The sequence below is a fragment of the Bacillus sp. JNUCC-21 genome (assembly GCF_041222765.1).
GTDB lineage: Bacteria > Bacillota > Bacilli > Bacillales > Bacillaceae > Bacillus > Bacillus velezensis.
In genome coordinates, this window is the sequence record NZ_CP166019.1 from 2,134,910 (window position 1) to 2,160,655 (window position 25,746).

34 protein-coding genes and 3 pseudogenes are annotated in these 25,746 nt (G+C 41.7%); 11 read left to right on the forward strand and 26 right to left on the reverse strand.

Annotation, left to right across the window (positions count from 1 at the left end; genetic code table 11):
- The first annotated feature begins 64 nt into the window (after window positions 1–64).
- A complete protein-coding gene (locus JNUCC21_RS10315; RefSeq protein ID WP_007407942.1) occupies window positions 65–208 on the forward strand; it encodes a hypothetical protein in 144 nt (47 codons plus the stop codon).
- Here JNUCC21_RS10315 and JNUCC21_RS10320 read toward each other — a convergent pair.
- The 15 genes from JNUCC21_RS10320 to cgeC form a co-directional block, all read right to left on the reverse strand.
- A complete protein-coding gene (locus JNUCC21_RS10320) occupies window positions 205–885 on the reverse strand; it encodes a hypothetical protein (protein ID WP_003153690.1) in 681 nt (226 codons plus the stop codon). The two genes, JNUCC21_RS10315 and JNUCC21_RS10320, sit on opposite strands and share 4 nt — an antisense overlap.
- A 249-nt stretch (window positions 886–1,134) precedes the next feature.
- Entirely contained in the window at window positions 1,135–1,341 is a 207-nt protein-coding gene (locus JNUCC21_RS10325; protein WP_012117772.1) for a hypothetical protein, read from the reverse strand.
- Window positions 1,342–1,653: 312 nt separating this feature from the next.
- On the reverse strand, window positions 1,654–1,878 hold the full coding sequence (locus JNUCC21_RS10330; protein ID WP_007407941.1) for a YozE family protein: 225 nt from the start codon (window positions 1,876–1,878) through the stop codon (window positions 1,654–1,656).
- Window positions 1,879–1,952: 74 nt separating this feature from the next.
- Window positions 1,953–2,231 carry a YokU family protein gene (locus JNUCC21_RS10335; protein ID WP_012117773.1) on the reverse strand — a complete coding sequence of 93 codons (279 nt, stop codon included), beginning with the start codon at window positions 2,229–2,231 and terminating at the stop codon, window positions 1,953–1,955.
- Window positions 2,228–3,649 (reverse strand): lysine 2,3-aminomutase, encoded by a 1,422-nt coding sequence (gene ablA / locus JNUCC21_RS10340; RefSeq protein WP_031379013.1) that lies wholly within the window; start codon window positions 3,647–3,649, stop codon window positions 2,228–2,230. Before ablA ends, JNUCC21_RS10335 begins: the two co-directional genes overlap by 4 nt.
- Window positions 3,646–4,518 (reverse strand): putative beta-lysine N-acetyltransferase, encoded by an 873-nt coding sequence (gene ablB / locus JNUCC21_RS10345; RefSeq protein ID WP_072589176.1) that lies wholly within the window; start codon window positions 4,516–4,518, stop codon window positions 3,646–3,648. Before ablB ends, ablA begins: the two co-directional genes overlap by 4 nt.
- On the reverse strand, window positions 4,481–5,782 hold the full coding sequence (locus tag JNUCC21_RS10350) for a peptidase (RefSeq protein ID WP_033574678.1): 1,302 nt from the start codon (window positions 5,780–5,782) through the stop codon (window positions 4,481–4,483). Before JNUCC21_RS10350 ends, ablB begins: the two co-directional genes overlap by 38 nt.
- A complete protein-coding gene (locus JNUCC21_RS10355) occupies window positions 5,754–6,449 on the reverse strand; it encodes a 3-oxoacid CoA-transferase subunit B (RefSeq protein ID WP_033574679.1) in 696 nt (231 codons plus the stop codon). The genes JNUCC21_RS10350 and JNUCC21_RS10355 overlap by 29 nt, the downstream gene beginning before the upstream one ends.
- On the reverse strand, window positions 6,434–7,123 hold the full coding sequence (locus JNUCC21_RS10360; RefSeq protein ID WP_015240035.1) for a CoA transferase subunit A: 690 nt from the start codon (window positions 7,121–7,123) through the stop codon (window positions 6,434–6,436). Before JNUCC21_RS10360 ends, JNUCC21_RS10355 begins: the two co-directional genes overlap by 16 nt.
- A 6-nt stretch (window positions 7,124–7,129) precedes the next feature.
- The gene (locus JNUCC21_RS10365) at window positions 7,130–8,461 is read right to left on the reverse strand and encodes an aspartate aminotransferase family protein (protein ID WP_015417655.1); all 1,332 of its coding nucleotides are present in this window, start codon (window positions 8,459–8,461) and stop codon (window positions 7,130–7,132) included.
- A gap of 247 nt (window positions 8,462–8,708) precedes the next feature.
- Window positions 8,709–9,155 carry a GyrI-like domain-containing protein gene (locus tag JNUCC21_RS10370; RefSeq protein WP_326243768.1) on the reverse strand — a complete coding sequence of 149 codons (447 nt, stop codon included), beginning with the start codon at window positions 9,153–9,155 and terminating at the stop codon, window positions 8,709–8,711.
- Window positions 9,156–9,292: 137 nt separating this feature from the next.
- Complete coding sequence (locus JNUCC21_RS10375; RefSeq protein ID WP_014418145.1) at window positions 9,293–9,439, reverse strand: YjcZ family sporulation protein; 147 nt, start codon at window positions 9,437–9,439, stop codon at window positions 9,293–9,295.
- A 78-nt stretch (window positions 9,440–9,517) separates the two neighbouring features.
- On the reverse strand, window positions 9,518–10,297 hold the full coding sequence (locus JNUCC21_RS10380) for a GNAT family N-acetyltransferase (protein ID WP_015240038.1): 780 nt from the start codon (window positions 10,295–10,297) through the stop codon (window positions 9,518–9,520).
- Between the two features lie 38 nt (window positions 10,298–10,335).
- Complete coding sequence (locus JNUCC21_RS10385) at window positions 10,336–11,607, reverse strand: glycosyltransferase family 2 protein (RefSeq protein ID WP_369878096.1); 1,272 nt, start codon at window positions 11,605–11,607, stop codon at window positions 10,336–10,338.
- Between the two features lie 64 nt (window positions 11,608–11,671).
- Complete coding sequence (gene cgeC, locus JNUCC21_RS10390) at window positions 11,672–11,971, reverse strand: spore maturation protein CgeC (protein WP_012117782.1); 300 nt, start codon at window positions 11,969–11,971, stop codon at window positions 11,672–11,674.
- Between the two features lie 210 nt (window positions 11,972–12,181).
- Between cgeC and JNUCC21_RS10395 the strand changes: the two genes are divergently transcribed.
- Both JNUCC21_RS10395 and JNUCC21_RS10400 read left to right on the forward strand, forming a co-directional pair.
- On the forward strand, window positions 12,182–12,613 hold the full coding sequence (locus JNUCC21_RS10395; protein ID WP_015417658.1) for a hypothetical protein: 432 nt from the start codon (window positions 12,182–12,184) through the stop codon (window positions 12,611–12,613).
- Window positions 12,614–12,619: 6 nt separating this feature from the next.
- Window positions 12,620–13,576: a DUF3880 domain-containing protein gene (locus tag JNUCC21_RS10400; protein WP_369878097.1), complete on the forward strand. Its 957-nt coding sequence runs from the start codon at window positions 12,620–12,622 to the stop codon at window positions 13,574–13,576.
- A 49-nt stretch (window positions 13,577–13,625) separates the two neighbouring features.
- Here JNUCC21_RS10400 and phyC read toward each other — a convergent pair whose 3' ends face one another.
- Window positions 13,626–14,777, reverse strand: a complete 1,152-nt coding sequence (gene phyC, locus JNUCC21_RS10405) for a 3-phytase (protein ID WP_025284881.1) — start codon at window positions 14,775–14,777, stop codon at window positions 13,626–13,628.
- Between the two features lie 315 nt (window positions 14,778–15,092).
- On the opposite strand from phyC, the gene JNUCC21_RS10410 reads away from it, so the two are divergent.
- Window positions 15,093–15,518, forward strand: coding sequence for an SDR family NAD(P)-dependent oxidoreductase (locus tag JNUCC21_RS10410; protein WP_003153663.1), 426 nt, complete (start codon window positions 15,093–15,095; stop codon window positions 15,516–15,518).
- Between the two features lie 32 nt (window positions 15,519–15,550).
- Here the strand turns inward: JNUCC21_RS10410 and sprB are convergent, their stop codons facing one another.
- Window positions 15,551–15,727: a recombination directionality factor SprB gene (sprB, locus tag JNUCC21_RS10415; protein WP_132104996.1), complete on the reverse strand. Its 177-nt coding sequence runs from the start codon at window positions 15,725–15,727 to the stop codon at window positions 15,551–15,553.
- Between the two features lie 2 nt (window positions 15,728–15,729).
- Window positions 15,730–16,003: pseudogene (locus JNUCC21_RS10420) on the reverse strand (hypothetical protein); the annotation flags it as partial.
- Window positions 16,004–16,364: 361 nt separating this feature from the next.
- Here JNUCC21_RS10420 and JNUCC21_RS10425 point away from each other — a divergent pair.
- Window positions 16,365–16,889: a hypothetical protein gene (locus JNUCC21_RS10425; RefSeq protein WP_025284882.1), complete on the forward strand. Its 525-nt coding sequence runs from the start codon at window positions 16,365–16,367 to the stop codon at window positions 16,887–16,889.
- A gap of 478 nt (window positions 16,890–17,367) precedes the next feature.
- Here JNUCC21_RS10425 and JNUCC21_RS10430 read toward each other — a convergent pair whose 3' ends face one another.
- A complete protein-coding gene (locus JNUCC21_RS10430) occupies window positions 17,368–17,628 on the reverse strand; it encodes a DUF3221 domain-containing protein (protein WP_225307329.1) in 261 nt (86 codons plus the stop codon).
- Between the two features lie 551 nt (window positions 17,629–18,179).
- Here JNUCC21_RS10430 and JNUCC21_RS10435 point away from each other — a divergent pair.
- Together JNUCC21_RS10435 and JNUCC21_RS10440 are read left to right on the forward strand one after the other, a co-directional pair.
- Window positions 18,180–18,416 carry a hypothetical protein gene (locus JNUCC21_RS10435; protein ID WP_015240043.1) on the forward strand — a complete coding sequence of 79 codons (237 nt, stop codon included), beginning with the start codon at window positions 18,180–18,182 and terminating at the stop codon, window positions 18,414–18,416.
- A gap of 125 nt (window positions 18,417–18,541) precedes the next feature.
- Window positions 18,542–18,916, forward strand: coding sequence for a YoqO family protein (locus JNUCC21_RS10440; protein ID WP_015417664.1), 375 nt, complete (start codon window positions 18,542–18,544; stop codon window positions 18,914–18,916).
- A 16-nt stretch (window positions 18,917–18,932) separates the two neighbouring features.
- On the opposite strand, the pseudogene JNUCC21_RS10445 reads toward JNUCC21_RS10440, so the two are convergent.
- Together JNUCC21_RS10445 and JNUCC21_RS10450 are read right to left on the reverse strand one after the other, a co-directional pair.
- Window positions 18,933–19,011 (reverse strand): annotated as a pseudogene (locus tag JNUCC21_RS10445) (hypothetical protein); the annotation flags it as partial.
- A gap of 138 nt (window positions 19,012–19,149) precedes the next feature.
- A complete protein-coding gene (locus tag JNUCC21_RS10450) occupies window positions 19,150–19,602 on the reverse strand; it encodes a hypothetical protein (protein ID WP_369878098.1) in 453 nt (150 codons plus the stop codon).
- A 370-nt stretch (window positions 19,603–19,972) separates the two neighbouring features.
- Between JNUCC21_RS10450 and JNUCC21_RS10455 the strand changes: the two genes are divergently transcribed.
- The 3 genes and pseudogenes from JNUCC21_RS10455 (at window position 19,973) to JNUCC21_RS10465 (ending at window position 22,606) form a co-directional block, all read left to right on the forward strand.
- Window positions 19,973–21,109: an aspartate phosphatase gene (locus JNUCC21_RS10455; RefSeq protein ID WP_369878099.1), complete on the forward strand. Its 1,137-nt coding sequence runs from the start codon at window positions 19,973–19,975 to the stop codon at window positions 21,107–21,109.
- A complete protein-coding gene (locus JNUCC21_RS10460; protein WP_015240046.1) occupies window positions 21,099–21,281 on the forward strand; it encodes a hypothetical protein in 183 nt (60 codons plus the stop codon). Before JNUCC21_RS10455 ends, JNUCC21_RS10460 begins: the two co-directional genes overlap by 11 nt.
- Window positions 21,282–21,585: 304 nt before the next feature.
- Window positions 21,586–22,606, forward strand: a pseudogene (locus tag JNUCC21_RS10465) (hypothetical protein).
- Between the two features lie 60 nt (window positions 22,607–22,666).
- Here JNUCC21_RS10465 and JNUCC21_RS10470 read toward each other — a convergent pair.
- Both JNUCC21_RS10470 and JNUCC21_RS10475 read right to left on the reverse strand, forming a co-directional pair.
- Window positions 22,667–23,026: a hypothetical protein gene (locus JNUCC21_RS10470; RefSeq protein WP_045926142.1), complete on the reverse strand. Its 360-nt coding sequence runs from the start codon at window positions 23,024–23,026 to the stop codon at window positions 22,667–22,669.
- A gap of 5 nt (window positions 23,027–23,031) precedes the next feature.
- The gene (locus JNUCC21_RS10475; RefSeq protein ID WP_164504870.1) at window positions 23,032–23,385 is read right to left on the reverse strand and encodes a DUF4879 domain-containing protein; all 354 of its coding nucleotides are present in this window, start codon (window positions 23,383–23,385) and stop codon (window positions 23,032–23,034) included.
- Between the two features lie 321 nt (window positions 23,386–23,706).
- On the opposite strand from JNUCC21_RS10475, the gene JNUCC21_RS10480 reads away from it, so the two are divergent.
- The gene (locus JNUCC21_RS10480) at window positions 23,707–23,796 is read left to right on the forward strand and encodes a putative holin-like toxin (RefSeq protein WP_076982784.1); all 90 of its coding nucleotides are present in this window, start codon (window positions 23,707–23,709) and stop codon (window positions 23,794–23,796) included.
- A gap of 255 nt (window positions 23,797–24,051) precedes the next feature.
- On the opposite strand, the gene JNUCC21_RS10485 is transcribed toward JNUCC21_RS10480, so the two are convergent.
- The 3 genes from JNUCC21_RS10485 to JNUCC21_RS10495 form a co-directional block, all read right to left on the reverse strand.
- Window positions 24,052–24,390: a hypothetical protein gene (locus JNUCC21_RS10485; protein WP_122504082.1), complete on the reverse strand. Its 339-nt coding sequence runs from the start codon at window positions 24,388–24,390 to the stop codon at window positions 24,052–24,054.
- A 207-nt stretch (window positions 24,391–24,597) separates the two neighbouring features.
- Window positions 24,598–24,822, reverse strand: a complete 225-nt coding sequence (locus JNUCC21_RS10490) for an N-acetyltransferase (RefSeq protein WP_232603425.1) — start codon at window positions 24,820–24,822, stop codon at window positions 24,598–24,600.
- Window positions 24,823–25,149: 327 nt separating this feature from the next.
- A complete protein-coding gene (locus JNUCC21_RS10495; RefSeq protein WP_007407917.1) occupies window positions 25,150–25,746 on the reverse strand; it encodes an SMI1/KNR4 family protein in 597 nt (198 codons plus the stop codon).

Here is a 25,746-nt window from a genome sequence, read left to right on the forward strand (position 1 = left end):
CGAAAGTTCTAAACGTTTTGTCCGCTCATATACTTTTAAAAAACAAGCCCCGGAGGGAGAAAAGATGATGACGAAAATGATGGCTTTATTGGACGGAGATGGATTTGATATCGTATTGAAAAAAGTGCTGAAAGGAATGTCGTTTGTAATCTTTGCCGGCTGTCTGCCCTGGTTTTTATATGTCACCGTCCGTTTTTTTGCCGGCTAGCTGAAATGCTCCCGCAGGCTTTCCAGCACAAAATTCATCATATCTTTATATTCTTCGTCACCGAACAAATGATAAAGAATCTTATAATCGTTATAAATATCAAGCAGCTCATCTACAATCGATACCGCCAGCACATGCAGGGCATCGGGATCATCAGCATCGCCTTCAAACTGAAGAAGAGCAGACGCGACGGTATCCTCGCCGATCTCATGAGATGCTTCCCCAACATAGTGGACAAACAGCAGCTGATGCACAAACTGATCCATTTCATATTTTCTCAGAACCAGCGTGAGATCCTCTTCCTCCGTTTCAAGCCACTCTCCGTCTTTCAGCCGAGTCAGCTCATAAATAATATCCTCCCAGCCATCCTCTAAATATCTCCATATTTCAGTTCTGTGGCCGATGACACGGAATAATTCCTTTCCGTAGTCCTTTACATATACTACGTCGCCGATCAGAAATTCATATTCAATATCCAATTTTTCCATATCGACGATCACGCCCTCATAATCTTTATAAAGCTGGATGGACGATTCAAAATAAAGCACTTCATTATGATTGACTTCGTAAAGATAATGTTTATCAATTTGATGAACCTTCGTAATGGTGCCGACGGTTCCGTACATCACGACGACCACGATGTCTCCCACTTGAAATTTCGGTTTATCTGGCTTCATGCTGTCTCCCCCTTGCCGCGGACTGTCATACGCTATCGTATGCCGGCCGCCATCATTTCGCATGGGCATGAAAACCACAGGAAATATCTATTTCTGTACCTGTTCAAAATGGCAAAAACCGCAACATGCTTGTGCGTTTTTTCACTTACCGTAACAGAAGCGTCCGATGACATTCCGCTCTCGATCGAATGAGCAGTAACAATGCTGAGACAAAAAGCTTCTATTTTTTATGAGTCTTTGTTTTTTTCTCTATGACGCAAAGGTAAATACCCGGCCCGAAGGCATGTTGACAATATCACCGCCGTGATGTTCAAGATTTGCCGTGAAACAAATCATCGAAGGTGTAGGGAGATCCAATTCCGGCTGCATATTTGCAATGGCTTGTTTATCATGAACAACCAAACTCGTTTCGGCTTTCAATGAAGGCACAACTTCAATCCGCTTCAACCTTGTCACATAAAATCCCCTTTTCCGTCCAAACGTCAGTGCCTCATCAGGCTTACCTGATGGATCATTTGATTCCCCTCACTTCATTTAAATGTTTGATTATTTCTCCGTGAAAAGCGGTTCCTTACACGGGACCCCGCCGGCAGCAGGCCTGATCCGGTGAACTCTGCAGCTATACATTCTACTGCCTTATGATACGTGCCGTCAGGAAGATGTGTTTACGTGCTGATCAAAACGGACGGCGTTGCGGGATTTGATCATACGGCACCTCATAAGCGAGTCATTTCAACAGAAAAAAACCGCACAATGTGCGGTTTTTCGTCAGGCGTGATGCACCTCGGTCTCATATTTTTCCCAAGCTTCATCAAATGTCGCCATCGTTTCTAAATAGTCGGCGCTCAGTTCTAAATAAGAACTGAGCTCGTGATAATCGCTTGACGTTTTCGGAAAGCCGTGATCTTCGTATGCCTGATTCGCAAACTGGCTGATTGCGTCCTGCGGCTTGGGATGCCTGTATTTCATCAAATAGTGATAAAAGGATTTCATGGGTTTCCCCTCCTGATGACTGTCTTTTGTTGTACTATTATACAATTCAAGTGTGAAATTACAACAAAAGAAGACTAGGAGAAGTCAAAATAATTCCGTTTCAAGATCCGTTCTGTCTCCATCAGCTCTTGATATGTGAGTGTTTCCGGTAATTTTTTTGCATTGACTAAAAAAAGCTGATTTTCGATTTCCGCTATGACCGCTTCCTCCTGATAAGTCATGCCGCAGGAGGAACAGGCGAATGCGGGTGTTTCTGTAATTTCTATGGCCCTCGTACCGTCAGGAAGCTCCCAGTACACAGCCGCCTGACAAGCTGACGCCTTCTGATTGCCGCACCACTCGCATGGCTTCACGGCGACTCACCTCCGACTTCCGATCCTGCTTTTTGCTCTTTCTTTTGCTGTGCAATAAATTTCTTTTCTTTCAATTCATCTCTTTTTTCCCTGCGGTCTTTCAGCGTTTCATGATCAGGGTTGGATGTAAACGTTTTCCTTCTGTCGATCCTCGATACATTTTCCGGTGTGAACGAAACCTCTTTGTCCGCGAAAATGGCGCTCAGTCCGACCGGCTCACGTTTGGCCATCGTTCCCGGAAAAACAGATTCAAAATAGTCGTCGGCTTGATTCGGGATATAGTTTTCCGGCTCGGGATAAGATGTAATCACCCCTTCGAAGTTTCTGATCACAACTTTCTCCGGACTTTGGGAGAGCAAGTAGTTCGGCTGCAGGGCGATTTTACCGCCTCCGCCCGGGGCGTCGACGACAAAGGTCGGCACGGCAAAGCCCGTTGTGTGGCCCCTCAGTCCTTCAATGATTTCCAGCCCTTTCGACACAGGCGCTCTGAAATGGCCGATCCCCTCTGACAAATCACATTGATAAATATAATACGGACGCACGCGGATTTTCACTAAATCATGCATGAGTTTTTTCATAATCGGCACCGAATCGTTAATGCCTGCTAAAATAACGGCCTGGTTACCGACCGGAACACCTGCGTTAACGAGCTTTTCACACGCCGCAACCGATTCTTCCGTCAGTTCGATGCTCGTATTAAAATGAGTGTTCAGCCAGACCGGATGATACTTTTTCAAAATTTGACAAAGGTTATCCGTTATCCGCTGCGGAAATACGACGGGTGCTCTCGTTCCGATCCGGATAATTTCAAGGTGGGGAATGTCACGCAGGTTTTTTAAAATATATTCCAGAATCTGATCGTTGATTAAAAGCCCGTCTCCGCCGGAAATCAGGCAGTCACGGATTTCCGGCGTTTCCCGGATGTAAGCGATGGCCGCATCAAGCTGTTTTTTCGGCACCCCCATTCCGATCTGTCCGGAAAAACGCCTTCTTGTGCAATATCGGCAATACATCGAGCATTGATTTGTCACCAGAAAAAGAACGCGGTCGGGATAGCGGTGCGTAAGACCGGGAACCGGTGAATCTTCATCTTCAAACAGCGGATCTTCAAGGTCATATTTCGTTTTGTGCATTTCTTCTGACAGCGGCACGGACTGCATGCGGATCGGACATCTCGGGTTATCGGGATCCATTAAAGAAGCATAATAAGGCGTAATGTTCAGGGGAATGGTTTTTACAGACATCCTGACGCCTTCTTCTTCCTCTTCGGTCAAATGAATGACTTTTTTCAGGTCATCGACGGTTCTTACAGTATGGGTGAGCTGCCACAGCCAATCATTCCACTTGTCTTCCGGCACATCTTTCCACAATTCAATCTCCTTCCAATGACGCTTCGGCTGAAACCATTTGTTTGTCAAACGAATTCCTCCTTATGAATGGCCAAACGTAAAGTCTTGCACCATATATTCATATTTTCGAGCCCTTCTGAAATGCGGCAGTTGTTCACAAGCCTGCCTCTGTAGCCGTATCCCGCATGGTACAAAACGGCATTCATCCCGTAAGACGCTGCACGGGCCAAGGAAAAAAGATGGATGATTCCCCGGCCCGCGAGTTCCTGCTCCAACGCTTTAAACAAGTGTGCCGTTACGGAGTTCCCCCTGTAAACTGACAGAACCGCGCAATCGGTCATTTCAGCGTGCCCCAATACCGGATTGATATCTGCGCTTGCCGCCCCAATGAGACGATCCTGATCGAATGCGGCATAATAGATGGTGTTTTCTCTCATTGTTTTTTTAATATAAAGGGGATTAAAGACAGGAGTCGGATAGGTAAGAAAAACATGTTTATATAAATGCGTTAAACGGTCTGCATCATCTTCGTCCGCTTTTCTGAACATCAGCGTGCTTTCTGTCTGAGTCAGTCCCCGCCGCGGTGTCTCATATAAACGGTCAACAGTCGAATCTTCTGATACATATGAATCTGACCGTCTCCGCTCCTCTGCTAAATAGCGCACCATCACAACAGCCTCATGCCCGTTGTAATACCCGTCTATGACACCCTCAACAATAAAAAGATGCTTGACAAATTCCGGCTCATCGCCGCGCTTGGCAAAGAAAATTACCTTTTGGGCTCCTTCTTGCTTTGCTTCTGCCAAAACGGCCGGAATAAGCGCCGTGATCTGTCCGTCATAACGAATGACTCTGAGCCGCTCATTGAAACGGTCTGCATCAATCTCGGCCGCTCCCTTTTCAGCCCTCAGTTCCTTTATCAGCTCCGTCACCCCCATCTGCCACCCCGCACCATTCCATGATAAAAAGAGAAATGATTTTGACGGCATCGATTAACGCCCGGATTTCAATGTATTCATTCGCCTGATGCGCCGCCTTGACTTCTCCCGGCCCGAAGACGATGACCGGCGTCTGTCCCGCGTGCTGCAAAAGCCCTCCGTCCGTTCCCCACGGGGACGCTTCACGAACCGGTTTTGCCCCTTTCATTTTCTCAAAAGAAGATTCCAGAGCGGAAATCAGCGGATGCTCATCCGGGAGATCATTCGGAAGCCACTGAGCCCCAAACCATTCTATTTCCGCGGGGTGGTGTTTAAACCATTCATCCCGGTACTCCAAATCTTTCAGCCAGCTTGCGAGCTCTTCTTTTACTGCTTCGGGCGTTTCATCCGGCGCTATTCCGCACCTGCCTTCTATCACCACACGGTCAGCTACCGATGATGGCCACGTTCCCCCTTGGACGGTGCCGATATTAATGGGAACCGGAATCGGAACGTCCCGATAAAGCGGGTCTGTGATACGGGCGTTGCGGACGTGTTCAAGCTCTTTAAGGGCTGTGATGACATGCAGGCTTTTTTCAATGGCGCTCACCCCTTCATAGCGGGTGCCGCCGTGTGCGGACAATCCCCTTACCGTAATGCGGAACCACATAGACCCTTGCTGCTTAACAAACAGCTTTAAATTAGTCGGTTCGGGAATAAGCGCCCCGTCAGCCTTGTAGCCCCTCATAACAGCCGCCAGTGTTCCCGCGCCGCCGCACTCTTCATCTACGACACTTTGAAACAGAACATCTCCTTTTAATGTAATCCCGCAGGCTTCAAGCGCTTCTAACGCAAACAAGAGGGCTGTATTGCCGCCTTTCATATCCGTTGACCCGCGGCCGTAAACTTTGCCGTCCTTTTCAACAGCGGTAAACGGTTCATACGTCCATGCGGCGGGATTTCCTTCCGGGACAACATCAATATGTCCGTTCAGTATCAGTGATCTTCCGCCCCCGGCCCCTTTCTTTACAGCTGTGATATTCGGGCTTTCATGGAAGTCTTCGCGTTCCGATACAAAATAAGGATGCTCTTTCAAATGTTTGACACTCGGCTCCCATACATCAATATCCATGTCAAACTGTCTCAGTTTTTCTAAAACGACTGCCTGTGCGTTAAATTCATGGCCGAACGTGCTTTTTTCCCCGATCAGCCGTTTCAGCAAGCTTACCGCTTTTGCTGTGTTTTCTTCCGCCCACTCAGTGACTTTCTTTTCTAATTGATCCATGGACAGGCCCCCTTTTAAGAAAACATTCTCCCAATCTGATTTCGGCATCCGTTGTTTGAATGACATCGTCTATGGTCGTGCCATTCAGCAGTTCCTCAAGAACAAAAGCCCCCTCATCTATGCTGATGACGGCTTTCTCTGTAATGATGAGATCTGCACAGCCCGCTGCTGTAAGCGGCAATGAACAGCTTTCGACCAGCTTCGGCCGGCCTTTCTGATCGGTGTGGCTCATGACGACAACCACTTTTTTCGCGCCTTGGGCAAGCTCCATCGCCCCGCCCATTCCGGGCACTTTTTTCCCCGGCACGAGCCAATTGGCGAGATCACCTGTCCTGCTGACTTGGAGCGCGCCTAAAATGGTAATATCTATCAGCCCTTTTCTGATCATGGCAAAAGACAGAGCTGAATCAAAATAGGAAGCTCCCTTAACTGTACTGACAGGAAATCCGGCCGCATTGCATAAAAGCTCATCCTCCTCTCCGCGCTCCGGACTGCCGCCGATCCCGAGGACGCCGTTTTCCGCCTGCAGCATGACCTCCATGCCGGCCGGCAGAAAGTTCGGCACTAAAGAAGGAATGCCGATCCCCAGGTTGACAATCATACCTGAGGTAACTTCACTGGCGGCCCGCCTCGCGATACTCTCTCTTTCCGCTATTCCCAAGCCCATTTCCACTTCACTCCTTCACTTTGCACGACACCCTCCACGAAAACGCCCGGCGTTACAATATGCTCGCTGTCAAGTTCGCCGGCAGGCACAATCTCTGCCGCCTCAGCAAATGTTCTTTCGGCCGCCGCAGCCATCAGAGGGTTCATGTTGCGCGCCGTTTTGTCAAACGTCAGATTCCCGAATTCATCAGCAGTATGTGCGGACACAAAAGCGAAATCAGCCGTCAGCGCTTTTTCAACTAAATAGGACTTTCCGTCAATCGTTACGGTTTCTTTGTTTTCACAAACGGTTGCGTTATCAATGCCGATATCAGTTAAAATACCGCCTAGCCCCGCTCCGCCTGCGCGAATCCGTTCAGCAAGCGTCCCTTGCGGCGAAAATTCCACCTCAAGCGCTCCGTCAGTCATTTGTCTGCCCGCGACAGGATTTGAGCCGATATGGGAAGCGATCAGCCTTTTTACCCGCTTATGAACGATAAGCGGGCCGATGCCGATTTCCGGAAATCCGGCATCATTGCAGATGACGGTCAGCTCTTTAACGCCGCTTTCCAAAATCGCTTCGATTAATGACGGAGGTGAACCCACTCCCCCAAAACCGCCGAACATAATGACAGATTCGTCCTTGACATCGGCAATTGCTTCATGAATATCGATTTTTTTATGAAAAATAGACATATCAGCTCAATCCTTCTTCATCATTTTTTCAACTTCTTCTGCGGCCTGTGAAAATAGATCTGACAGCTCATCCAGCTCGGCATATGAAATCGTGAACGGCGGGGCGATGATGACGGCGTCTCCTTCTCCGCTGTCAATACCGGGCTTTGCAGGGTAAATAAGCAGGCCCCGTTTTTTTGCCGCTTTAATGATTTTTTCGGTGAAGGCCTGTTTTTTCGAAAAAACGTCCTTCGTCGTTTTATCCTTAACGAATTCAACCCCGATCAGGAGGCCTTTACCGCGGACATCCCCAATCACCCCGCTGCGCTCTTTGATTTCTTCTAATTTCCGCTTCAGCATTACGCCTTTCTCCTCTGACTGCCGAAGCAGATCGTGTTTCTTAACATAGCGAAGCACTTCAAGCGCCGCTCTAGCACAGTATGGGTTGGCACTGTACGTATGTCCGCTCATAATGACCCCGGAGCCCCGCTTGATCGTTTCAATGATGTCATCAGAAGCAACGGCTGCCGCAATCGGAGCGTAACCGGCGCCTAACCCTTTTCCGAGCACCGCGATATCAGGTGCGATCCCCCAATGCTCAGAAGCAAGCATCCGCCCTGTTCTCCCGAGCCCCGTCATGACTTCATCCGCGATAAACAAAATACCGTGCCGGCGGCAGACCTCCTCAAGCGCTTCATAATAACCTGCCGGCGGAGTGATGGCCGCCCCGGCTGCTCCGACAATCGGTTCTGCGACAAATCCCGCGATAAATGAGGAACCGATCCGTTGAACAGCCGTTTCCAGTTCAGCCGCCGCAGCTTTCACAAATTCCTCTCCCTGCAGCTCTGAACGATACATATTAGGCGCTGAAACGGCAGGAAACCGTTCGATCAACTGGGTGAAGCGGTATCTCCGTTCGTAGAACCCCGATAATGAAAGCGCTCCCAAAGTAATGCCGTGGTAACTGCCCCATCTTGATAGGAAGACGGATTTTTGGTATTGCCCTTTTTCCTGCCAATATTGAACGGCTATTTTCATCGCTGTTTCGACTGCCTCTGATCCGCTGTTTACAAAAAATGACCAATTCAGCCCGCCCGGCAGATGATCCGCCAGAAATAAAGCGAGTTCTTCTGCCGGAGTACTGGTGAATTGCGAGCGATACACAAACGAAACAGAGTCAAGCTGCTCTTTTAAAGCTTGTATAATATCCTCCGTGCCGTGGCCGATATTGCAAGTGACCGCCCCCGATGCTCCGTCAAGATACTTGTTCCCCTCCTGATCATACACATATGATCCCTTTCCATGACTGACTGACGGATAATTTGCGTCAAGCTCCGGTTTGATTAAATAGCTCCCCATATCTTTCCACCTCGAAAACCCATTTGCTTCATTGTATGAACAGATGAATAACCGCATTCTTATCCTTCAGAAAGTTTTTTGCAGAAAATACCTTTCTGTAAAACAGGCTGCCGGAGATGTCGCGACAGCCTGAAGAGCGTTCTGGAAATTCTATTCCTATTGTTGATTTTATTCTTTGCTCAGCTCATCATCACATCATTTTTGATCTGAATCAGTATAAGCAGAGGGCGGAAAATTCCCGTCTTCTTTACTGTATGGGAATCAATATTTCACACAAATGATGATTCACCTTTTGTAAAGTATACCTTTCGATAATGGGCTGCTCTCTGATTGATAAATTATTTTTTTCGATCTCGGAAAAAACAATGTTCCAAAATCCACTGACTGCTTCTTTTGTATGATCAAGCAAGAAAACAGCATACTTCCCTCCGGAAAATGTACCGATCCGGGCTGGTTCAGGCACATGGTCTTGATTGATAACAAGACAAACATCATAGCGGCATTTCTCTTTAGGAGTACGATTCGGATGATCTTGCGGAATTGCTAAAATGACAGAATGATCAAGCAGACCATTCAATTGCGCCCAGTTTTTAAATGACTCCATCAGTTCTTTGTTTTGCTTTCCGCCATACTCTCCGACGTTTCGGAAATAAGCAATTCTGGATTCAGGTAATTCTTCAATCGTTAAGTTCACATTTTCGCCCCCTTCTCCAGAAAGGTAATATGTATTAAAATGTTTTTCAAGCTGATTTTTCAGCATGGATATAACAAAAAGCCTGCAGAAAGTGATGTTCTCTGCAGGCTGATTTTCATTATAGGATTTTTTTCAGTCTAACAAATAAAAGCCGCACCGACGATGATTAATAAAATAAACAATACCACGATCAGCACAAAAGTGCTGGTTCCGCCTCCGCAGCCGCCGTGCCCGTAACCATAGCCAAAACTGCCGCAACCGTAGCCATATCCGTATCCGTACATACGCAAATCATCCTTTCTTCTTACGATATACGGCATTGTATGCGGGCCAACTCCCAATTGGTTTATGCGAATGCCCAACTATGTAAGAAAATAATGAAAAATTGTATGCACGCGCCGAAATCTTTTGAAGCCGAGTTTTTCATAAAAGCGGTTTACACCGTCCATCCCGGACGTCACAAGGTATACGGTTTCCATGCCGTTCAGCTTTGCCGCCGCCATCAGCTCATTCATCAATATCGATCCGTAGCCTTTTCGTTGGAATTGATCCAGAATTGCGACTTCTTCTATTTTTGCGGTTTTATCTGCTTTGTTGATGAAAAGCTCTCCGCAGCCGATCGGAATCGTTTGCGAGGCGTCGCTGTAGCACACAACAAGCATGACCGTTCCGTCCTTATACAAAGGATATTTCCGCTCAAGCTTTTGTTCGGCCGCCGCCTCGCCAATGTAAAGGGCGTCATAGATGTTCATAATAGACGACCCGTCGGCGAGGCTTTTTTCCGTCCCCCAAGCAGTGAGCGGGTGTCCCGCCTGCAGGTCCCCATTTTCCAGTTTCCTTGCAAAAAACAGCTCATCTTCCACTACGCAGCCCTGCTTTACGAGATTTTGTTTCAGAAGAAGCGGAAACGCGTGCTCCGGAGCCGCTTTCACATGAATATAATTGGCTTGAAGCAAGCCCGGAACGGACGAAAAAAACGGCAGCAGTTTGTCTAACGGAAATGTACGGTGCAGCTGAACAAAGTTATGCGAAAAAATCTGCGGCAAAAAAGGGTCCGTATATACACTGAAATGCTCGAACCTCTGAATGCCGGAAGTAAGCTCTATATACTGCTTCTCGGTTTTATCAAATTGATCGGTCATAAAAGCTCTCCTTTTCCTTACACATCCAACTGCATCTCTCAACCTTTTGTTATATTGAGATTTCTCATAATTTCATCGTACACCGGATAGAACGGCATTCCAATTGGTAATTGTTTAATTTGCTGAAAGGAAATGGGTATCGCCTTCTGATTCGCAAAAAAACGTTTCGCTACGTCATGACTGATCGGATGGAGAACCCCTCTCAAATAAACATAAAATTCCCGTTCAATGCGAAACAGCATTCTCCCGGGCAGATGTTGAATACAGCCCGATGTCCCCCGGCTGATCGGCGGACCGTCCGGAAGCGCTTGTATTTCGTCCCGTTCTAAAGCCGGGATGTCATGCCGTTTAAATCGGTAAAAGCGAAATGCGCTATGATCAACCAGTCTTTTCTCCCCGTCTTCTATAAAATAAACATGAAACTGATCCCTGACGAGCTGAAAATTCGGAATACTGACGGAGTTCTCTTCCTCATATTGAAATAAAAACGGATCCGGAATGACGACGGTTCGGCCTTCATATAACGTATGCCAGCGCTCGTTTACAGGCTTCCTTTTATTTCGGTCAAGCTGATATACTTTCTGATCCGTCCCCTTTACAAAGGATCCGTCGATCAGGACAGACGGAAGCGATTGATACGTGTTCTGAAATGAGTGGGGTGTTTTATAGGTCGTATCCAACACTTCTTTTATCGGCAGAAATGATGTAAATGTGTTGAGCCTGCTCCAAAAAACAGAGTCTCCGTGATTCCAATGCATAACATCTTCGTCCCAAAAGCTGCCGAACTTCTCTTTCACACGCTCAAGCAATGATCTCCGGTGCATCACTGAACAGTGATCAACGAGAAAAGCGGCCTGATCAAGCACCTCTTCAGCAAAACGATAGAAGTGGAATTGTTCTGTTCCGCGCCCGTTTACATGTATCACCTTCTGGCTGGAATAGACGGCATCAAACTCGCTGTATTGATTAAGCGCTTCCGCCATGCGGCTGAGCCTATCCGGATGAAATACGGTGTCGTCTGTCAAATAAGTGATGTATTCGCCTTTAGCCCGTGAAAGCGCATCATTAATCAAAACGGCATACCGGGTCGACTTCAGCCGTTCGGCAGGATTGATAAAACTGTTGTCATAATATATGCGAGGATCTTTTATATACGTACTGATGGCAGCCGAGGTTTCTTCATTTGAATGATCATCCATCACAAACAGCTCCCAATTGCTGTAGGTCTGATGCAAAACACTTTCAATCGCCTGTTTCACAAGATCCGGTTTGTTGTAACTCGTTAAGATAATTGAGATCTTCTTTTCCATCCCATCACCCCTTCTGTAAAACATAAAAAACGGCTCCGAAAGAGACAGAGCCTGATATCCGTTATTAAAAAGCACCCCAGCTGACGATGCTTGAAATCGCGACGTTTGATCTCGTATGATTGAGCGGATTTTGAAAAACGGCCAAATCTGACAGCACTTCTTTGACAATTACGTTTTGCAGTGTGCTGCCGTTAATCAGATTGACGCGTGATACAGGAACCCCAAGCTCTTTTGCCATTACAAGCTGACGCCGCAAATCTGAATGATCTCCGGACGGCTGACGGGATAACAAAAGAAGAAGAAGCAGTACGAGCTGAAATTCCTCCTCAAAACCCCCGTGTTTTACAGTTTCTTCTGAATCCAAAGTATTCCTCTCCTTCATTTTTTAATCTATACAACGTATGTCATACTCTTACAAACCGCATAGGCAAACAAAGCCTGATTCGAAAATTCAGCTGTTTGATTAAATATTGAAAAAAACACAAGCAAAACGGCATTCGACTTATACCAATCTCTTCAATCAGGAATATGAATAAACGTGAGGTTGAAATTGTTAAAGGAGGTGTATGTCCGCATGAGCGAAGATCGTTTGGAGCTTAAAAAGAACTTATTGAAAACTCTTTTAGCCCCTGTATTTGACAACAGCGCTTTATCTGGCGTTACAGATGGAGGAGATAACGTGAAAAACAGCGTAAAAGAATTATTGGAAGCGGCAATTGATGCAAAAGTAGATGAAGCAGCGGCGAAAGACAGTCTCAGCGCACAATCTGTATTGGGAAGCGGTATTTCATTAGCGGCGAGATGGATATTTGCAAGAATTCAGCCCGGCACTGTCATCAGCATTGTGATGGATTCAGGAGACATGATCGGCCCGGTTCAATTTGTTGCCTTTGACGAAATTCACGGAATCGTTTTTGTTACGCAGGAAAATTCCGTTACACCGGCAGGCTCTGCTACAACATTGCTTGACGTCGACAAAGTTGAAAGTGTCACGTTCACTTCGTAACAGCATATGAACGTTTTATATATCCGTTCAGGATATAAAGGCATATACACGTATTTTGACCGCTGGATCGAGGAAGGCTTTTTACAGTCTTCCGTCCGCTTTTTTTCTGTTTCTGAGTTTGAGGAAGATACCATCCGCAGTATACGGGCATTCAAACCAGACATCAGTCTGATGATGACGGGAGACCGTATTCCGTCTGAATGGCTTCAATGGCTGAAGACAGAACAGATTCCCGTTTATCTATGGATGACGGAAGATCCTTTTTATTTCGATGTGAGCATGACAATCGCCCCTTTCGCCGATGTCGTTTTAACGATAGAACAAAACGCGCTTGATGCTTACCGGCAAATGGGCTTACAGCACGTATATTATGTCCCGATCCCCGTTAATCAGCGGCTTTTTAAGAAACAACCTGCTGAAGCTTCTCTTCACACAAATCTGCTTCTGATCGGATACCCGTACCCGAACCGCGTTGAACTGGTGAAAGCAGCGGCGAAGCTTCCGTATACGCTTCGTATCATCGGGAAGGGATGGTGCAGACATCTGCCTAAAAAAATCGCCAGGCAGCAAAATGTGCTCGTAATGGATGAATGGATTGCACCCGAACGTGCCGCATTATATTACAACAGCGCAGACGTGGTCTTAAACCCTCACCGTTCTTATCGGTTTGCGCTCAATCAGAACGGACGCGGCATCGAAAATATCAGTTTAAATACGAGAAGCTTAGACATTGCGGCTTGTCAGGCCTTTCAGCTGACAGACCTTTCTCCCGCGCCCCCGTTTTCATCCTTTGTTTCTTACAGCGGGCTTGCGGATTTTGCGGATAAAATCCATTTTTATATGACAAACCCGGGTGAACGTAAACAAATCGCGGCGCTTAATTATCAAGAGACAGTACCAGCGTACACGTATGACCAGCTTCCGGCTGTGCTTGCGGCTATCCGTTCCAAGACTTTCTCATGAAACGCTCTTCACATCAAAAAGCAGCTTGGATAAGCTGCTTTTTTCATGTTTATTTTCCGCTTCTGTCAGTCAGTTTTCTCGGGTCAACCTGTTTATTGACCTGCGGGTGAAAGCCGATTTTATCAGCGATTCTTTCCCAAGGCACCATTTTAAAATTTTGATTGGCCTTTTGGCCGTGATCTATATTTTCTCCGTCCTGTGCGACAAAAAGGCCGAACGGATATTCAGGTCCCAGCCCGAAACCCAGAACGTCAATTCCGTCTGTATCGCTTGTGCCGTCTGTCTCAGACCCGTCTGTTATCTGAAAGTCCGCAACATATTTGTTCTGTCCCTGTCTTTCATAAATCGCGTAGCTGCTGTTACCCTGGCTTGATGCAAGCAGATAACCTTTCCCGTCAGCAGCGTAGTAAATCGTCAGTCCTTCAATATCAGGGGTTAAATGCCTGCCGTCGGCACGATCGATAACCGTTCCGTTACTGCCGCTGTCCGGCTCAGCGCTGAACTTCCAGATGGCCTCATCTTCTTCTGCGATATAAAGACTGCCGTATTCATCGTCTGCTGCCATCCCTTCTGTCTGAGAATTCATTTTAAACGCCCTTACCTTTTTGCCGGATATGTATCCATTTTTATCAGCATTTAATTCGTATTGTTCAAATTCGCCTTCTTTCCCTGTCACCATCGCGTAATATTTTCCTGTTTTTTGACTGTGGTACAAGCTGAAACCGTATACTTCATCAATTGCTGACGCAATCGGGCGGTCTGGGTTCGTAATGCTTTGTAATGTGCCGTTTTTCCCGTCAATGGCGTAAATCTCAATGGTATTCTTTCCTTCAGACCGATTGGATGCCGCCGCAATATCGACTTTTTTTCCGTTCAACGGAAAATCATAGCGGATATCAACATTGTTCAGCTTCCCGGTAGGATAGGAATGAAGCATCTTTCCCTCTAGGCTGTACACGACTAAGCCTGATTTTTTATTGGTTGTGATCAATTTGCTGTTCTGAGGATTCTTGGGGTCCAGCCAAATCGCAGGATCATCAGCTGCATCACCTGCTGTATCAACCGGTTCCGTTTCCGCCGCCGCATTCACGGTAAAATGATAAGGATCAGACAGCTTATGCTTGGCCTGGGAAGAAACCGCACCGCATGTGAGCATCAATCCGGCTGCCGCGGTTAACAAAAGTGTTTTTGAATGATTCATTTTCCTTCCTCCTTTTATGAAAGTGTACTTCAATTGTAAAATACATACAGGAATGTCAGTGTTAAGTTTTTGTGAAGATTGTCCGCATGTGAGAATTTATGAAGAGAAAGAATTGACGTGAGCAAATATTTAAAATGAACATTTAGTACAATGTTTTATTTGTGATTTCTATTCTATTAATCGGGTAAAGCGATATGAAAGCGCATCAGATTAATGTTTTTCTCTAATTTTTGATTTATTGGTTTCTTTCATTAACTCGCTGAAATTGTTCAACATATGATGCATGGTAGAGAAACGAGAGTTGGAGGATAAGCCATGCCTAAACAGCAAGCAGTAGAGCTACAACCGTTTTTTCACGATAAAACTGTTCTCGTCACAGGCGGGACAGGATCAATCGGAAGCCAAATAGTAAAACGCCTTTTGCTCTTAACCCCTAAAGAAGTCATTGTGTTCAGCAAAGATGACAGCAAACAATATGTGATGAAACAAAAATACGCGGATGAACAAAGACTGTCGTTTGTGCTCGGCGATGTTCGTGACTACAGAAGAGTCAACCAAGTGATGAAAGGTGTTGATATTGTCTTTCACACAGCTGCGCTGAAGCAGGTTCCGACATGTGAGGATAATCCCTTTGAAGCCATTCAAACCAACCTTATCGGCGGACAAAATGTCGCCGAAGCCGCTTTGCTGCAAGAGGTGACGCATGTGATTAATATCAGTACCGATAAAGCCGTTTATTAAGATACTTACTACAACAAATCAAAAAAAGAAGCTTACTTTGCACTCCTTTCCAAAGCAGCCTCCAATAAATGCTGAGCAAATTGTTTATAAAATTCATCTAAGTCATTACTCGCTTCATCCTGATCTATATAACGGATACTGTAATTATCTTTATGGACAACCTTTATTGTTTTCTTCTTTAATTCCTCATAACGTTGGTAAGGTTCCAAAACTACACCCCCGCTTTCACAGGAGTATTATATGTATGTAATGGTTCGTCTCTTGACTGTTCTTTCTTTATCAAAGCCTCGCAAGCTTGTTCAAATGTATGGTTAACTTTTTTCTTTATCCAGCGTTCAGTACCGATTTCATCAAAGATGAAATCGGTGTTTTGTACTTGCTTTACTTTTTATATAGGTATGTGTTAATTGATTTTCAGCTATGTTCTTATACATAAGGAAATCATTTATATGTACGACATAAACTTTATTCTCTGGCTCTCTAAACCATTCAAAATCCGCAGCTATATCCACCCTTTTGCGAATTTCCTCAGACCTGCCTTCGATATTTTCGGTTCATCAAGTGTTCATTCCTTCCATATTATCAGTTCATTTACCCGTACTTCTTTAATGCAGCAGCAGCCTCGTCAACACAAATATTCCGCAATTCCGAAATCTTTATCTCCTTCTTTAACCATCATTCTTGTATCTTTTGTTTCCAACTAACCGCCTCCTTAAAATTTTCACCGAAGAAATTTACACTCCATTCAGAAAATTCACCATATATTCACAACATTCTCCATTTATTTCAAAATTAATTGTTATAATATAGTTGTATTACATACCTAAACCAAGGGAGATGCTTTTAATGAAAAAAACAGCAATTGCTTTATTAGTTTCAACTATCGGTCTTACTGGTGCAGCTGCTTCTGCGAACGCTGCTGCTAAAAGTGAGCCAGCTTCCCTGCCTCACAGTAATCTTGAAGCTTTAACAAATACTGATAGCTTCCATGTTTTAAAAACTGGCACAGATCGCAAAAACGGTGTAGGCAAAGTCAATCTAGCTAGAACAGGGCCAGACTCATGGAAGACTGTAGTCAGCAGCTTCACACCAAACAATGTAACCAAGATCTCTCTGATGGGATTCCAAGAATCAGGCGCAACGGGCAGTGCCTCTGCGGATGTGACGTATGAATTAGTAAAGTCAGATGGAACTGTAGTTTCTACTGTTAGACCGAGCGGAGGAAATTATTCAAGAGAACAATTTTACAAAGTATTTAGCGTCAACACATCAAGCATCACAGGAAAACAATTGTATATCCGAGCTCATAATAATGACACTTCAGCCCAAGTAACAGTTAATGTCGATGTTTACTGGGACTACAATTATTAATGCATTGAGAGGGTTTCCCTCTCTTTTTTATTTTTAAAATATTTGTTTAAAATAATAATGCAGACTTGTGCTTAAACTGAATAATACTCAAGATGCTTATTTGCTAATCTTATATTTGACTTTGTTGAGTTCATCCATCACCATTTTAACGGTACTCAGTAATTCAAAAATATGTTCTTGGTATCCGCTCCTGTGGTCTTTTTCAATTACTCTCTAATTATCATTCAGCCTTTGAAAATATAAATGTGTCTTTTTCATCATCTGAATCGTCAAATAAACCTTGGAGCAGGAATGCTTCATATATAGAGCCTCCGTCAATGAACGTTACTTCTTCACTAAGTATCCAATTGAGCGCTCATCAGCTTTAACACATCGTCAACAGAAAAGATCAGCGGATGAGGTGAGGTTTGAAGACATTATTGCTGTTCAATATGACATTCCCTAGTTTTGCAGCGGTTTTTCTAGGAAACAATACCACTTACTGAATAATTTTAAATTTTGATATGTTTGTTTTTGGAGGTGAAGATTCATTTAATTTTTTATACCAAATACGAATTTTTTGTCCTTTGCTCAAGTCATCTTTATTGTTAAGTTGACTAAGTCCCAGTAAAACTATATCCGATCTATACTTCTCAATAATCTCTTTTTCACTAAGATTTTTAAAGTCTTTAGCATCAGCTTTTTCATTAGGTATGAGAATTGCTTGGTTCTCTCTTTTTAAAATGACATAGCCGACCATAGTTTGCTCAGCCTCCATAAAATGTTTGTTATGTTGATTTTGGCACCCTAATGTTATACATAACAAAATTAACAGCATTATAAACACTCTATACAAGTTCAAACCGCCCTTCTTGCATATTTGTAACAAGAATAAAACACTGTTTTAGGAAATGACAGACTAAAACGCCTCATGTTTATGAATTTAAACAAATTCCCCCCTAGACAAATGGAACACGGCGAGGTCTTCACCATTATAGAACTGCACAATTGCATCATGAAATATTCAATTGACTGATCAACCACATCACCTTCTTTAAGCGATCTAATGTTTATATTATAAGGTCCTATAAGTCTATACAGCCTTTCCGCTTAATCATTTTGCTTATCTATAAGCAGTTTACATTAACTAAGGGTATGTACAGTTTTTCAGACATGTTCAGCTTGTCCTTGAAATGTCGGATTGCTTTATCTTGTTCTTTACTTAAAATGTTTATCATTTAATCATGCTGACTTAATATAATGTTTAAGTGTTTTTATATGGGGGGGAATATGTGTAAGGAGGCGGTTTATTTGAAAAACGATCAGAAAATAACGCTAAACTCTTCTTTTGCGTTATCCACTCTTATTGTCTTACTTATTGCATTGTACCCGTCCTATTCTTCTTGGTTTGTCACAATATTCTTTTTAGGATTTGCACTGATATACACATTTGAAAAAAAGAGCAAATCTTCAAAACTAATTGCTGTTATCTCTTATCCATTATTTATTGTTGCGTTTGTTTACAGCATAATAAACAGCATGTCATGATCCACTCTAAATTTGTTCTTAAAATTACGATTTTAAGTTAACTTTAAACTGCATTATGTTGAGAATATCACCTTTAATTGGTAAGCTGACATCTAAGGTCATACTTATACAAAGCAGGTGATATATTGAATAAAATAATCGGAATGACCGGATTAATTATCTCCTTACTTGTGCAAGGGTTCTCAGCAAGTGATTCATTGACTCATAAGATCGCCATGGCTTGTCTATTTTTGTTCTTATTGGTTTATAATTTTAACCATACTAAGGAGTTCTCTAAAAAGTCTCTGGCGATTATAGGCGCTTCCTTTATTGTGCTAATGCTTGGAATTTATCAATTCCTCTTTTTTACCAGTGATTACTTTGAAAGTCGCGGTTTAAATTTTGGATTTATCCTCTTACTTGAAATTGTTTTAGTTATTGGATTAGTGACTGCTGCGCTGAGTTTAATTAAGCATATTGCAGACCGCTTAAGGAAAACACCTGATGGTAAAGAGCGTTGACTCTTTGCCTTTTTTTAGCTAACCATTTCTTTTTATGCCGTCTTTCTATGTACAAAATCAAACGCAATATCGACTTTTGCCGGCTCTCTTCTGTCAAATGATGAATTGACTCCAGACATTGCATCTTAATGGGCTCTTTTTCATTTTTCACCAGAATTTCTCGATCAATTACCTTTTTGACACTTTACAAAAGATCCAGTCGCATTGCTCTCTTTGATAAGAACTCTACATTTCTAATAGCAAGATTGAATATTGTTTGTTAATACACTTGGCCCCAACTTTTGCGTCTTAGAATTTGAAAGGCGCACTTGCACTTTAACATTTGTCATTTCAGCCGATATGGAATCAATCCTTCCAGCCCAATTAGGACTCTCTTCCTCGGGAGTCGGATATAGTTTAAATCGCCAACTGATCTCCCCTGTTTTGGCGGCAAATCCTTCATAACCGTCGTAGCTTCCATAAGAAGATGGCTGAGGAAGGTGGACAGCAAGAATACTCATATTCGTTCTTGCAGCACTTGGCGGGTATAACTGCACTTTATAGATTAGTGCCGCACCCTTCGCATTTTTCAGTTTTTGATTTACCGGTTCGAGTACTGCACTACAAGGCATTGGACTTGCTTTCATTTGAGTTGGAGAGGCAATAACAGCAGACAATAAAGGTATAACCAAGATAAATCGTTTCATCTACATTCCCTCACATTTTTTTGTTAATTTCCCTTACTCCCGCCTTGAATATTCATCACTTTTGAATGGTTAGCTTCATTAAAAGGTGAAAAAGGCAGTACTGGAGCTAAAGGAGCTACTGGTGCTGCCGGTAAAGATGGAAAATCAGCATATGAATTAACCGTTCAACAAGGTTTCTCAGGAACATTAGATGAATGGCTTGCCTTACTAAAAGCAACAGCAAACTGATCACGTACCCTTCTCTAACGAGGAGGGTATTTTTTTCGCATTTCATACCTAAATTGATAAATAAGAAAAAACACCCTTCCCAACTTATTACATTATGATAAAATATTACATAATCAGACGAAATGCTAGGAGGGTGATTTTTTTGGAGCAATTGATCTCTTCTTCAAAAGTTGGCTTAAAAATCAATGAATGGTACAAATACATAAGATTGTTCAGTGTTGCAGATGCAGAAATTCTAAAGGATGAAGTTGAACAAGAAATAGAGCATATGGAAGAAGATCAAGATTTATTGTTGTACTATTCGCTCATGTGCTTTAGACATCAATTAATGCTTGATTATCTTGAACCAAAAACCATGAATGAAGAACGACCTAAAATTTCAGACTTATTAGAAAAGATCGAAAGTAAACAAAGTGATCTAAAAGGAATTCTTGAATATTATTTTAACTTTTTTCATGGGATGTATGAATTTGAACAATACGAATATCTTAAGGCAATAAGTTTTTACAACCGAGCTGAAAAGAAGTTAGCCGTTGTCCCCGATGAAATAGAGCGAGCTGAATTTCACTATAAGGTAGCTGAAGTGTACTATCACATGAAGCAAACCCACATGTCTATGCACCATATTGTTCAAGCAATAGAAACATACAAAGCGCACGAAACTTACTCAATAAGAGTAATTCAATGTTCATTTGTCATTGGCCTGAACTATTTAGACATGGAGTATCCAGAAAAAGCAGTGCCACATTTCATAAATGCATTAAAACAAGCACAAGAAATTGATATGCCACGGTTAATGGGTTCTTCTTTGTACAATCTCGGTTTATGCTCATTTACAAGAGGAAATATGGAGAAAGCATTGGAGTATTTTAAAGAAGGCGTCTCAATTTATCAAAGTAATTCTCTTCACAATTCTAGCCGACTGCTTGACATACTTCTAATGCTGGCAAAAACGCACTTTAAATTGTTCAACATGGTTGAGGGAAAACAGGTTTGTGAACAAGGTCTTATGCTATCAAAGGAATTGAACGATGAAGTATTAGGAAAAATGTTTGATTTTCTTATGGGTTTATTCGTTGGGAATGTCAAAGACCGACTTTTTAAAATCTTAGATTACTTAGAATCAAAAGCTATGCTTTCAGATGTGGAAGACCTAGCGACTGATGCAGCAATGTATTATAATGTAAATGAAGACCATAAAGTAGCTACCGCCTTTTATGAGAAAGTGCTTTATGCCCGAAAACAAATTCAGAGAGGGGATTGTCTTTATGAAATTTAAACTTACATCTGCTTTTATTTTTTTAGTTATTTTACTTGGGTTTGCCGGACATTATCTTCTTGACGGCCACAAAGTTTTTAAAGAAGCCCGAAGAGGCCACACAGCCAGTATCCACATCGCGCTTGATCACCATAATGACTTCTCAGCGGAACGCCGAGGGCAAACCGCATAATGTTTTGGCACTCCCATATAAGGGGGTGTTTTTTATGATCTGTGTTCACCTGTAAAACTTTATGCAATGCTGTCCTTGGTAGTAAAGCTGCAACCAAAAAAGCACAAATAAATAGTATTGCTCTAAACTTGTGTGGCAATCATACAAAAATTCAAAAGGAACGGACCTAGACAGTAATGGAGGCGCACTTGTCACATCTGCAGATATTGATCGTTCATCAAAAACTGTTAGCTACTAATCATTTTACTTGCAGATTTATTCTGCAAGTGTCTTTTTATTTTATATAAAAGATAAGGAGCGTTATATGAAAAAGTCTTATGTTTTATATGGGATTTCAGGAGTTCTAATTGGTGCAATAGTTATATTGTTGATCAATGCATTCTTTATAAATAAAGGTGAACACTCTGTAAGTACTTCTAAAATTAATCCAACCGAGGATAAAATCTTTTTTATCTATTCAAATCCACTCATCAAGAAAAGCGTACTCATATCCACATTACAAGGAGAAGAATTCAATAAACGATACTTTAAGGTACCGGATATACCATATATCCAGAAAAAAACCCCCTCTTCAGACGATATCGTCTTGTTAGCTGAACATGAACCATATTATTACACATTAAAAAACAACACCATTAAAGAACATAAATTATCCAATCCATTTGCTTTTTGGTATCAAGAAGAAGATATTTCTGTAAAAGCCTATAATGTCGACACCAATGGAAATGAACTGAAAGTAAATGATAAAAAGTTCAATAAAAAATATAGCCTGACTTTGCCCTCCCTCGTAACCATGGGAGAAAGCGATGATAAGTATATTTACGTCATTCAAGGAATGTCTTTGTACGTCATTGATAGAAAAACAGCAGAGATTGTTAAAACGATTGGATTAGCTTCCTATGGAGATGTATTTGATCACTCTGAAAAATATGTTGTGGCTAGCTCAGAAAATGAACTAACTGTAATCGAAAAAGGATCCTGGAAATCAAAATTTCATAAAATATCCTGATGATCTTGAACAAGCGGACACTGTATATTACGACAAAAAAAGCAACAAATTTTACGTTACATATATTAATAAATCCGGATACGCCTGCTTACTTGAGTACGATAAAGATTTTTCTTTTGAAAAATTCGATTTAAAATTTCCGTATATGAATGCAAAGTTTAAAGATCAAAAACTTTATGTGATTTCACAAGAGGAAAACAAAAAAGGCATTGGTGGCTATATGGGGATTTTTGATATCCGTACTAAAAAGAAACTTAATGAATTTGATTTGCCTGAAGAAGAAACAAAAGTGCAGGACTTTATGGTTTTAGATTAAACATAAAGAATAAGTTGCAAAGCAAAAGCCCCTTCCTGAATAAGGGGCTTTAATTTTAAATTAAATAGATGTTTTATACGCGTTAATTGCTTGATTTCTCAAAAGCATATTATCTTTCGTAACCATTCCGAGATTGTATGCTTGTTTGATGATATCCAGCACTTGATTATCAGTTTCAGTTACAGCTCGTCCCCCAGTTATTCTGGACTTCCAGTAATCAAACTGGTGATTTAACTCTGAACTGCTTTTAAGGTTTTTATTATCAACTACTTTGCCATTCTCCAGCGCTTCTTTGAATTCAGTAAAACCAATTGAACATTGCTGATTCGAACTAATTCCTGCGCCTTCTGTCGCTAAACTGCAAAACGCTAAAAACTTCGGATCTTTCGTGATATTGTAAGAGTTATTTAGACCTTCCATAACATTCACCCTCTCTCGAATTTTACAACGTTGCTATAAATGATTTTCATGTTTTTCCCAAGACCTTCAACTTGAATCTCATTTGAAGGAAGTTCGTTCATTGGAATTTCAATGTATTTGTCCCATCCTATCACAACTTTGTTTTGTCCAAGTATAGGGTCATATTTGTATATGTTCGCTTCACCTTTGTATAACAAATTTCTCCCATCCTTTGCTTTAATGACGGTCGAATTTGTATAGCCCATAAAGCGAACTTTAATATGCAGCTTGTCACCTTTCAAAACATTTGTTGCATTTGGTTTGCTGTTTGTAATGGGTTCCCAAGCAAATTTGTTGCCGTCTGATGTGACGGAAAGAATCTAAAGACTGTAAAGCGGTGCTGCTTCAACTGCTTTTGCTTTCGATGTGTGAATGGAAAACATCGTTGTACAGCAAGAAGTGTAATTGTTACTAAACTAAGCACTTTTTTCAATTCCTTAACCCTCTTGGTATTATTCCACATGTCATTTATCGGTAATTCCGGCGAGGTATTTAACTTAAATACAAAAAAAGAACCTGATTCTAACATGGTTCTTTTCGTTTTAGTAACTGAATGGGTTTTTAACGACATATAAATGTTTCCTATACATTAAGTTTGCTCACTCAAGGGAGTCTTGCTCATCCCCTATGGAAAGGGGGTGATGCTTATGTCAACATTTCAAGCATTAATGTTAATGCTTGCATTCGGGTCGTTTATAATTGCCCTGTTGACGTATATAAATAAAAAATAGACCTCCCTTAAGCCTCAGAACCTGAAGGGATAGGTCTATTAAGAAACCGCATCGAGCAAGCCTTTTGACGGGGTGTGACCAACACCATGCTCTTTTTATTTTATGCATTTCTTATTAAAGAAATACACTATAACCAGTTTGTATTTCACAGTTTGATTACAACAGATTAAATGAAATAATTGGAATATTTACAAAACTTTTGTTTATTGAATATCACCGTTATTTTATTTAGAGCCGATAAGAAGCTTTAATGTATCAATGTGCTTCAACACTTTCCAAATACTTTTCATGTTGTTCTTCTAAAACATTGATATCCTTTTTAATAATTTTAACTTTATATTTTTCTTTAGCTTCCTCAGATAAATTGTCATTTAGATAGCGCCGTAATTCTTCTTCATTTTTTGTTTTATCCATACCAATTGATATGACTGGGTCTGTTTCTCCAATTCCAAAGCTAAATAAGCCAAATTCATCCCATGCACTTTCTAATACTTCCTCAGTGGATTTTTGATTTTTAAAAGAATGTGTAACTGCGCCATACATGAACACAGAAAAACAAACAATGATCAAGACCCCAATTAATTTCTTTTTCATTGTCTCCTCCTTCCATTCCAAGAATACCATAAAATACAATACATGGAAAAATAATTCCTCAGCCAACAGTATCCTCGTTCATTACGGGTTGGTTTTGAGAGGATAAATGCTAATCCGCACCTTAATAACGATCTAATTAGATTAAGTTACCGTCTATCATCGTTTGTGAAAGTAACCTCCCACACATTCACCATAATCTCGGGAATTTTATTTTAATACTTTTAGGAGTTTTACATATTCACCATATTCATCTTCACAAAAAAATAATACGGTTGTAAAACCCTTCTTTTCATATAGATGCCTTGCGTTTAAGTTATCTGTATCTGCACCGAGTGTTATTTCCTTATCTCCAAGTTGTTTAGCATAATCAATCAAATAATCAACAATAATACCACCTATCCCACAATTTCGATATCCTTCTTTAACAATCATACGAGATAGATAAATGCGATTATCCGGAATGGTATAATCTGGGTCATTGTTTTAAAGAACTAACGATCCTTCTCCTATAAACTCGTCATTCACTGAAGTAAATAAAAGTAATTCTGTTTCCACTTACTAATTCGTCATAAAACACCTTAGCCATTTTCTTTTCCATGTCCCAAATATTATTACACTTATTGTATTCTTCGGGTTTTAATTTCTTTATTTGGTACGAATCCATAACCTCTCTCCCTTTTTATAATTAGTTTCTATCGAAAATAAAAAAGCTCTCTTTCTGAGAGCTTAACTTTGCAATACTTTTCCTAAAAATAAAAGCTAATTGTCCTTACCAAAGAGCAATTTTCCAAAGTCATTGTCTAAAATCTCAATTTCCACATCACTGTCACTATCATCCGTTTCAATTGGTTCGTCTACTAAACTTAGGATAAACTCCTCAAACGAATTGGCAATTAGGAAAAAGTCTTTATCAGGCTGACTTAATTCGTGATCCCAAAACAAAACTTTTTCATTGTCGATGTCCATACATATTTCATTACCACCTGCCGAGCTTGCTATAGGAATAATATTCCTAGGAAAGCGATCAGAATAAGTATTGATTGCTTCTTGGAGACTGTTATGATCGTTAGCTAAACCATAGAAGCTCTCTAGTAATTGTGTATCATCTTCCTTACCCATCCAAGGATCTTTCTCTATAGGTTTATAGCAAACGTCGTACTCAACTTCATCTGTTGTTTTTTTACTTTCTAAATAACAGCCTCCATATCCCTTCAAAAAATCCTTATAGTCGGAAGGCAATTGATTACCTATATTTCTTTCAATTTCTTTGAGTTGCTCGTTTGTATTAATGTTGGATTCTGTTTCAGTATCTATCGTAAATTCTTTTAACTTTTGTTCAATTTTATTGAAACTCAT